At 53.0% G+C, this 304-nt stretch carries 1 pseudogene; it reads left to right on the top strand.

Going from position 1 to position 304, the window contains the following annotated elements:
• Nucleotides 1–202: pseudogene (locus tag M2R48_RS21140) on the top strand (phosphate ABC transporter ATP-binding protein); the annotation flags it as partial.
• Nucleotides 203–304: the final 102 nt, after the last annotated feature.

Below are 304 nucleotides of genomic sequence, written 5' to 3' on the forward strand. Positions count from 1 at the left end.
GAAGAAGGATTACACCATCGCCCTGGTCACCCACAATATGCAGCAAGCCATCCGTGTTGCGGACACGACGGCGTTTTTCTCGGTTGATATTTCTCAGGGCACGCGCACCGGTTATTTGGTTGAGATGGGCCCAACGGCGCAGATTTTCGATAACCCGCGCGAACAAATGACCGGGGATTACATCAGCGGCAAGTTCAGCTAAACAGCAAACGTCCAGTCAAGACCGCATACCGCTATAGTGCCAAAGGTGCTTTAGCGGGCATCCGGTCGTTTTACCTGCTTATCTACCGTTTCCCAGGATTGC

The sequence above is a fragment of the Acinetobacter sp. I-MWF genome (assembly GCF_025433935.1).
In the GTDB taxonomy this organism is placed as follows: Bacteria; Pseudomonadota; Gammaproteobacteria; order Pseudomonadales; family Moraxellaceae; genus Acinetobacter; species Acinetobacter guillouiae.